The sequence below is a fragment of the Suttonella sp. genome (assembly GCF_056855035.1).
In genome coordinates, this window is record NZ_JBXGGR010000010.1 from 1 (window position 1) to 9150 (window position 9150).

At 53.4% G+C, this 9150-nt stretch carries 3 protein-coding genes and 1 pseudogene; 2 read left to right on the forward strand and 2 right to left on the reverse strand.

All coding sequences use genetic code 11. The features are described from left to right. Window positions 1-1599: SulP family inorganic anion transporter (locus ACJHVI_RS01060; protein WP_483182730.1), on the reverse strand; the 1599-nt coding region annotated here is incomplete at its 3' end. Between the two features lie 130 nt (window positions 1600-1729). Between ACJHVI_RS01060 and ACJHVI_RS01065 the strand changes: the two genes are divergently transcribed. Beyond that, on the forward strand, window positions 1730-3361 hold the full coding sequence (locus ACJHVI_RS01065) for a ShlB/FhaC/HecB family hemolysin secretion/activation protein (RefSeq protein ID WP_483182731.1): 1632 nt from the start codon (window positions 1730-1732) through the stop codon (window positions 3359-3361). A 107-nt stretch (window positions 3362-3468) separates the two neighbouring features. Then, window positions 3469-8433 (forward strand): two-partner secretion domain-containing protein, encoded by a 4965-nt coding sequence (locus tag ACJHVI_RS01070; RefSeq protein WP_483182732.1) that lies wholly within the window; start codon window positions 3469-3471, stop codon window positions 8431-8433. Window positions 8434-8738: 305 nt separating this feature from the next. Here ACJHVI_RS01070 and ACJHVI_RS01075 read toward each other — a convergent pair. Further along, a pseudogene (locus ACJHVI_RS01075) lies at window positions 8739-9011 on the reverse strand (transposase); the annotation flags it as partial. Window positions 9012-9150: the final 139 nt, after the last annotated feature.

The following is a 9150-nucleotide window of genomic DNA, read 5'->3' on the forward strand; positions in this document are numbered from 1 at the left end:
GCCCACTTTCTCTATCAAACCGCAGCGCCTGAGAATATCCTGCGGCTGCGGACGCAAACCGCAAATCAGCACGGGCATATTGCGCTCCTGATAAAATTCCAATAGCTCCTCTAAAGTCTCCGCGCCCGAACTGTCGATATAAATCACGCCCGAAAAATCCAAGACCATCGCCTTGCCCTGCTGATACTCAATCCGCTCTAATAATTTCGTCGCCGCGAAAAAGAGCGCGCCGGTCAGTTTATACGCCGGCACATCCTGCGGCGCATCCGTCAGCGGCTCAGCAATCGTCAAACTGGAAATGCGGTAAATAAAAATCAGACAAGCCAGCAGCAATCCCACTTCCACCGCCACGCTCACATCCACAATCACCGTTAAGGCAAATACCGTCAATAAAGTCAGTCGGTAAGGCAGACGGAAACTGCGCAAACGCAAAAATTCCCGCCACTCGTCCATATTCCAAGCCACAAACATCAAAATCGCCGACAAAGCGGCAAGCGGAATATATTGCGCCAGCGGCGCGGCAATCAAAACCACCAAAAGCAGCACCACCGCATGCACCATGCCGGCAATCGGACTGCTACCGCCGTTCTTAATATTGGTAATCGTGCGCGCAATCGTGCCGGTGGTAGGCATACCGCCGAAAAAAGGCATACTCATATTGGCAATTCCCTGCGCCAAGAGCTCCTGATTGGAATCATGCTTATCCTTAATCAGGCTGTCCGCCACCCGCGCGCAGAGCAAAGACTCAATCGCGCCCAAAATCGCCAAAGTAAAAGCCGGCATCAATAAAGCGCCGAGCGCCGCCCAAGAAATATGCGGCAGACTGAACTGCGGCAAACCCTGCGGAATACCGCCGAAGCGCGAACCGATTGTCTCCACCGACAAATGCAGACCTTTCGCCATCAGCGTGGCAAAAATCAAAGCAATAATCGAGCCCGGAATCAGCGCCAAAGACCCCTGTGCGCGCGGCAGCAATCCTGCCGCCTCGGGCAGATTCACCCGCCTTGTCATAATCTTCTGCCAAGCGATAATCACCGCCAGCGAAGCCAGCGCCGTGGCGCAAGCCTGCGGATTCCACGAGGGCAGGGCTTGAAATAATGCCCCAATTTGCGCGAAAAAACCTGCCAGCATCTCGCTAATCCGCAAACCGAGAAAATCCTTAATCTGCGTCATAGCGATTAAGACCGCAATCCCATTGGTAAAACCAATAATCACCGCCACGGGAATAAACTTAATCAAAACCCCCATGCGTAAACAGCCCATCAGAAACAGCATCACGCCGCTCAGGAAAGTGGCAATCAGCAAACCGCCGACGCCGTGCTGCTGCACAATGCCGTACACAATCACGATAAAGGCGCCGGCAGGCCCGCCGGTTTGCACACGCGAACCGCCGAACAGAGAAATCAGAAAACCCGCAATAATCGCCGTAAAAATCCCCGCCTCCGGCTTTAAGCCCGAAGCAATCGCAAAAGCCATTGCTAGCGGCAAAGCCACCACCGCCACCGTAAAACCGGCGCCGATATCCCGAATCAAACGCTCGACAGAGTAATCCAATAGCAACTCGGCGCTTTTCGGACGAAAGCGCGGCAAAAACAACATAGCAACATCCTTAACCCCTACAGCAGAGGCAAAATTATAGTCCTCTTTGGCGGCAAAGACGCAAGAAGGCTGTCGATATTTTTTTGCGAAATCATCGATATTTTTTGATAACATGGATAAGAATCATTTTATGGATACGAAAATGCGGCGTTATTTCTTCATTTTATGCATTGCTTCGAATGTATATTGCCAAGCGCAGACAGCCTTGCCGAGCGACGGTCTGCGCGAAAACCAGCAATCGCTGCAATCTGCGCAGTTCTCTTTGCAGATGCGGGCGGCAGAGCAGTTGCAGTCTTCCGCATCCGCCGCCGACATACCATTGTCTTCTTCTACAGCGCACTCCCCTTTTGCCCGACTCGCAGAAAACGCCTGTCTGCCGCAGCATCAGCTGGCGGTACGCGGCATATCGCTGATTGAATACGATAGCGCGCCGACAGACTACGCATGCCTGAACAGCCGTATCGTGCAAGAACGGCTGCACGCGCTTACGGCGGCTTATCTCAAGCAAGGCTATCTCGGTACGCAGTTTGAATTAGCGGAAGAAGCCGATCGCTTATGGATAGTGGTTAAGGAAGGGCGGATTCGGGAAATCAGCGGACAATCGCGCGGCGTGAATATTGAGCACCTGTTTCCGCAGGCGGCAAATGCGCCTTTAAACATGGCTTTTTTAGACCAAGGTATCGATCAGGCGGCGAAAGTAACCGGCAACCGCCTGAGCATGGATGTTTTTCCGCATAGCGACGGCAGCGCCAGCATTGTGCTGAAGAATGATGCGGACAAAGCCTGGGCAGGCAGTTTGACGCTGGATAATGAAGGCGGCAAACCGAATCGCGAAATGCTGCGGGCGAATGTGAGTGTGGGCAGCCCGCTGGGCTTGTCGGATGTTCTGTATATCGGCGCCTATACTAATACGCTGCAACGCAATGATGCCTACAGCCGCGGCGCGAATGTGTTTTACAGCATGCCTTACGGCGCGTGGTCGTTTCAGCTATACGGCGGCGCGTCTTACGGCAATCAGGGCATGGATTTGCCGCTTGCCGGTCGGCGTTTTGATTATCGCAGCCGTTCGCTGACAGGCGGCGCGAAACTCGAGCGCATGGTCTCGCGCGACGCCACGCATATCTTAAGCGCTTATGCGGCGATAGATTATCTGCGCCAAGAGACGGATTTTGCCGGCACCCGTCTACAACTGCAAAGTCCGCGTTTAACGGCGCTTCGCGGCGGATTAACCTACAGCAAACGCTTTCCCACTGCCGTTTTGCTCGCCGATGCGGGCATCGAGCAGGGAATCGGCGGCGAGGATGAGGCGCTGCCGGTTTCGCGCTTTAGCCGCTGGTATGTGAATGCGCAATGGCTGCAATCCTACGGCGCGAGATGGCGCAGCCGGCATGAGTTGAATGCACAGTACAGTCCCCATTTGCTCTATGCCGCCAAGGCTTTTGAAATCGCCGACCGTTACGCCGTGCGCGGTTTTAAAGATTTATCCTTAAAAGGACGCAGCGGCGCGACTTTGCGCAATACGCTGTATTTCCCTTCGCTGGAATTTTCCGCCCACAGTCTGGAACCCTATGCCGGTTTGGATATCGGCTGGGCGCGCGAGCAAGACCATTCGCAGCAGGCGCTGGGCTTAAGCGCGGGCTTGAATTGGACGATAGGCGCTGATTGGCGCTTGAATACGCAAATTGCGCGCGGTTTCGGCAAAACGCCCGACGATAAGAAACAAGAAACGCGCTGGACGGCGCAATTGCAATGGCGGTTTTAAAGAATTTGTGTGTTATCTGCACAAATGATGCTTTCGGGCATCGCAGGGTTTTGCCGATGCCTTAAGGCAATCCCGCACATCATTGATGATAGCTAGAGGATTTTAATATGAATAAAGGTCAAAAAAATCAATCTGTCAAACTGTCGCATTCCGGGCGGCTGGCGGTTGCCGTCGGCATTGCGCTGGCGGCGCCTTATGCTTTTTCACAAGGCATTCAGCCGATTGGCGCCACAAGTCTCGGTCAGCAAAACGGCGTGGATATTGTCAATATCGCCGCGCCGAATGCGCAGGGACTGTCGCATAACCAATACCGCAATTACAACGTCAGCCCCTCGGGCGCGGTATTGAATAATGCGCTTGCCGCAGGAGAGTCGCAATTGGCGGGCGCGCTCGGCGCCAATCCGCATTTGCATCAGCAGGCGGCAAGCGTAATTTTAAACGAGGTCATTAGCAATAATCCCTCTTTGATTCTCGGCTCGCAGGAAGTCTTCGGCATGGCGGCGGATTATCTGCTGGCAAACCCCAACGGCATCCATTATCAAGGCGGCAAACTCATCAACATGCCGCATGCCGGTTTTCTTGTCGGTAAGGCGGAGATTGAAGACGGAAAACTGGGACTTTTGCGCACCGATACCCAAAATGCTCTGCAAATCAGCGGCGGCGATTTTTCCGATACCGCGGTGCTGAATTTGATTGCGCCGAAAGTGCGCATCAATGCCCATCTTCAGAACAAAGAAGCGATTAATGTCATTACCGGTCATAACGACGTGCGTTTGCAAGACAATGCCGCACCGCTTGTGCAAGCGCACAGCGATAATGCCGCGCCGATGCTCGACGGCGCATTGTACGGCAGCATGCACAGCGGCAAGATTCGCATTCATGCGACCAATGAGCGCGCCTATCAAAGCCTGCGCGGCACCCGCTTAAGCGCCGATGATGAGATTAATTTGAACATTGCCGGCAAATTGGCGGCGGACGGCGTGGATTTGCAGGCGCAAAGCATTGTCTTGGACGGCAAGGATGCGCATATCGGCGGTTTGGCGAAAACCACATCGCAGACAAGCGGCGATGAGCAGGCAAGCAAGACGATCGAGAGCCGCACTATCAGCGACAGCCGCATCAAAGCGGATCGTTTAAGTTTTAATCACAGCGGCGAACTGTCTTTATCCGCCACCCATCTCGAGGCGGATCAATTGGATATGCAGGCGGCAAATCTGCATTTCCTCAGCCAGACCGCTAAACAGACGGTAGAAACGCAGCAGCAACAAAGCAAGGGCTTATGGTTTGACAAGCAACATACAATAGAAAGCAGCGAAACGACCCACGGCAATCATTTCAATATTGCGCACACTGCGCATATTCATGCCCAAAATGATATCCATGCCAATGCCTTGCAGCTGCAATTAGGCGATAAAAGCCAAGCCGCGATTCGTGCCGGCGGGCATTTGTGGATGGATGGCGCCGTCGCACATCAGAGTCTGGAAAGCGAGCATCAATTTAAAAATGCAAGCGGCAAACTGAAAACCGGTCATGAATATACGCATGAGCATCAGCAAATCTTCAGCGGCTCGAGCATTGAGGCGGGCGAAGACAGCCAACTGGTCTTGCAGGCCGGCAAAAGCATTACGCTTACAGGCAGCAGCATCCAAGCGCATCATTTAATTACCGATGCCGAGCGTCTCAATATCCGCGCGGCGCGCAGCAACGATTATCGCGATGAGTCGCAGCAGGCGCGCTATCTCGGCGGTGCCAATGCCCATCGCGAGCAATTAAACGATGAAAGCGTTCACGCCTCTAGCATTCAATTAAGCGGTCAAGGCTTATTGGCGGCGAAAAACGGCGTGAGCATCAGCGGCAGCACAATTGAAGCACAGGAGGAATCCTTTATTCATGCCGGCAAAGGCAAATTGAGCATCAACGGCGTCGTCGAACAAGACAGCCGCCGGCTTCATCAAAGAATCGGCACGGTACTCAATATTACCAAGAGCGAACATCAGCAGGACAGCCAAACGCAAAGCGCCGCTAATGCCGTCGTGCAAAGCGCGAGCAATCTGCGGCTGATTTCCGGCGATGATGTGGAACTCAACGGCGCGATGGTGAAAGCGGCGCAAACATTGGGCATCAACAGCGCAGGCGATTTGAACATCAGCACGCTTGCCCTCCGTTCGCAGAGCAGCAGCAGCGATCTCGCCCTAAGCGGCAAACCCGACTTTGCCGGCGATATTCAAAAAGCGCAAGCGAGCGCGGGCGCGGGTATCGGCATTCATCAGTCAGGCAGCCGCAAGGACAATTTGCAGCATAGCGGCAGCAGTTTGCAGGGTGCGGCAATCGATTTGAATGCCGACAGCCTCAAGGCGCAAGGCGCGAAACTCAAAGCCGACGGCGATATTACCGTCAATGCCGGCAACGCGAGTTTTACCGCCGCACAAGATACGCAAACCCTGAGCGAGAGCAAACGCGATACTAACATCGGCTTAAGCCTCAATGCCCAATTCAATAAAGACAATCCGCGCTTGGACGTCAATCTGGGAGCCGACAGCGCCTTTAGCCAAACGGACACCCACAGCAGCAAGGCGCAGGTATCCGAAATAAACGGCGGGAATATCTATCTGAATGTCAATAAAGACTTAAGCCATCAAGGCACGGCACTTAACGCCGAGGGCGAAATCCGCCAAACAGCCGATACGATTCGCCAAACAGCGGCGGCTGATCGCCGCGAAACGACGACCGTTGAGCATCAAGGCGGCGCAAAGCTGAATTTCGGCATCGACAGCAAAAAAGCTCTGAATGGCGGAGTCGTGCTAAACGGCAAAGGCGGCAAGGCAACAGAAAGCAGCAGCACTGCGGTGCTGAGCCGATTGCAAGCCGGCGGCGATATTCAACATAGCGCGCAGCAGGAAGCAACTGATGTCGGCACCCACTATCAGGCGGGCGGAAAAGTCGCTATCGCGGTTGCGCAAGGCGATTATCGTCATCAGGCGGCAAGCAATACCGTCGGCAAAACGAATAATCACGGCGGCGGCAGCATCGCTCTCAGCGCAGCGACTAAAGATATGCAAACTGTTGATGTGAATCTCAATGTCGGCGTGAATTTCCAACACGAACACAGTGACGGCTCGACGGCGGTAAAAGGCTTGCTGCAAGGCGCTGCGGTGGAAGTGAGCGCGAATAAAGCCGATATCGCTTCCGATATTGCGGCGACCGGTACAGTGAAAGTAATGACGCAAAACGGCGCGACCTTCAGCCAATCGCAGAACACGGCGAACAGCCAATCGGGCGGCTTTGCGCTCTCAAGCGATGTGGGCGCAAAAGTGATTCCTGCCGCGACTGCCGCAGTGCCGTCGATTGGCGTATCGGCGGAAGTGAATTACGGCGACAGCCATAGCAGCCAAGGCGTGGGCGCGCAGATCGTGAGCGGCGACAGCGTCGTCATCAACGGCGGCAGCCATGTCAAATTAGACGGCGCTTCTATCGCAGCAGCAAATGCCGTGGATGTGGAAGGCGCGCAAATCGACAGCCATGCTTTGAGCAATCGCGACCAAAGTATCGCCGTCGGTGTGGGCGGCAAAGTGAAAATCGGCGCATCCCTAAGCGATGCCGCATTTGGCGCGCATCTAGATGTCGCGCATCAAGATCGTCTAAACCATAGTGCCAATACGATTAGCGCCAAAAACGTCAATCTGAGTGCACACAGCGAAAGCGCTACAGGCTTAGCCTTAAGTGGCACGCAGTTCGTCGGCAAAGAAACGCATCTCGCCAATACGCAAGGCGGCATCAGTTTAGGCAGCGAAAGCGGTCATAGGCACAAAACCGGTGTCGGCTTGGGCTTTAATATCGCGGCTAAGATTGATGGCGCGGCATTACAGCCTTCAAGCGGCGATGCGCGTTTAAGTATTGATATTGCGCGAAATACCGAGCACAGCGGTTCAAACTTGCTGACGGATAGCGGCACTCTGAATAGCAAGGGCGATCTGGCATTGACCGATAGCAGCATCACGGCAAATCGGTTAGGCGGCGAAATCAACGGCGATATCCATATCCTTGCCAATCAGGATCTGACTAAGCAATTCGCATTGAATCTGGCGGCAAGCGGCGGCGGCAAAGCGGCGACGATTACGGAAAAACCCGCAGCAGCAGCGGCGGAACCTGCCGCCGCAGAACCCCAAGCAGTCAATCCTCTGATTGAGGCGGGCGGCAAAGTCATTGCGGCGGCGCAGCAGGCGGATCAGCTTACGCAAGCCCTGAAACCGATCATTAGCAATGCGCAAGCAGGAACAGTCGATAAAGGACAAATAGATAAAGCGATTACGACCGCCATCGGCACTGCCGCGGCTTATGCCCCCGACGACAGCGCCAAACAAGTCCTCAATCACGCGCAACAGCTGGCGAATATCAACAGCGCCGTCACGCCGATAATCAAGGATGCGGCAAATGGCAGCGTCAAGCCTGCGGATATCTTGAATTTAAGCAAACAAGGCTTAAACGAAGCCGCGCTGCTGGCGGGCGACAGCGAAGCCGGCAAAGCGATTGCCGCCTTGCAGCAAGGCAATCATTTGGCGCAGGCGGTCGAGCCCGTCGTCTCCGCATTGGTCAATGACAAGCCGGTCAGCGCCGATGCGGTCGCAGGGCTTCTCAATCAAGGGCTGGATGCGGCAGACAGCGCGTTCAAACCGACAAGCAACGTGATTGACGTATTAAAAGAAGACGTGAAAAACGGAACGATTTTAGGCGTCAAAGCACAAGCAGAAGCGGGGATTGCCATTGAACACAGCGCGGTCAGCCAACAGGCGGGATTGCAAGTGGCGAATCTCGAGACGCAAATCAAGGGCGGCTTGTATAACCAAGGCGGCTCAATTCGCTACGACGCCGGCAAAGGCGCGGACAAAGTCATCCTTAATGCTGCCAATCAAGACCACCGCTTCTCGCTGGATGTAGGCGGCAAACTCAGCACCAACGTGCCGGAAATGATCGCACAAGGCATCAAACATGCCCAAAGCGGTACATCCGAGTTAGGACATGCCGAGCTTGATTTTGCACGTCAAAACGTCGGCGGAAACATCACAACACCCTAAACATTTAGCGCGCTGACTGCCGAAGCAGTCAGCGTTCATCCAATGTTTGACAAATTTAGGGAAATAAAGCACTGAAAAGCATAAAAGCGGCAATTGCCGCTTTTATGCTTTTCACTAGGGCAGATCGAATATTTGTATTCGACCTACACCTTTATAAATTAGCAGGTTGAAACCTTTGCAAAACCCCAAAGCCATGCAAGCGGTTTGCACGCGCTTTGGGGTTTTCAACAAAAATGGCAATATCTACCCAAATTTTACCCATTCATACCCATTAAACAGCCTATTTCAGGCTGCTTACCGCCTTTTCAGGCAGCAATAGGCGCAATCAGCCTTAACTTGTTGGCTGCTTTCAACAAATTCAAACACATCACTTTCAACACCATTTGCCCTTTGACTTTCTCTAAACCAAAATAACTCGCCCGTTTACACTTAAACACTCGGTGCAAAATGGCAAAGCTCTGCTCTACACGATAGCGAACTTTTGATAATCCCTTATTGCGCTCTATGTCATCACGGCTTAAAGGTTGCTTGCGATGGGCTTTACGCATGATGCCGTCTTTTAATTGATTGTTTTCTAAAAAGCGGGCAAAGGGACATTTTAGGTGCTAAAAAGTTTGAAAAGCCTTATTCTGTAAGGCTTTTAGCGAGGTCAAAAGCTTTGAACACAAAAAATGCTTTTTCTGTGGCTCAAAACAGGTCAAAAAAGATGGCAGACAA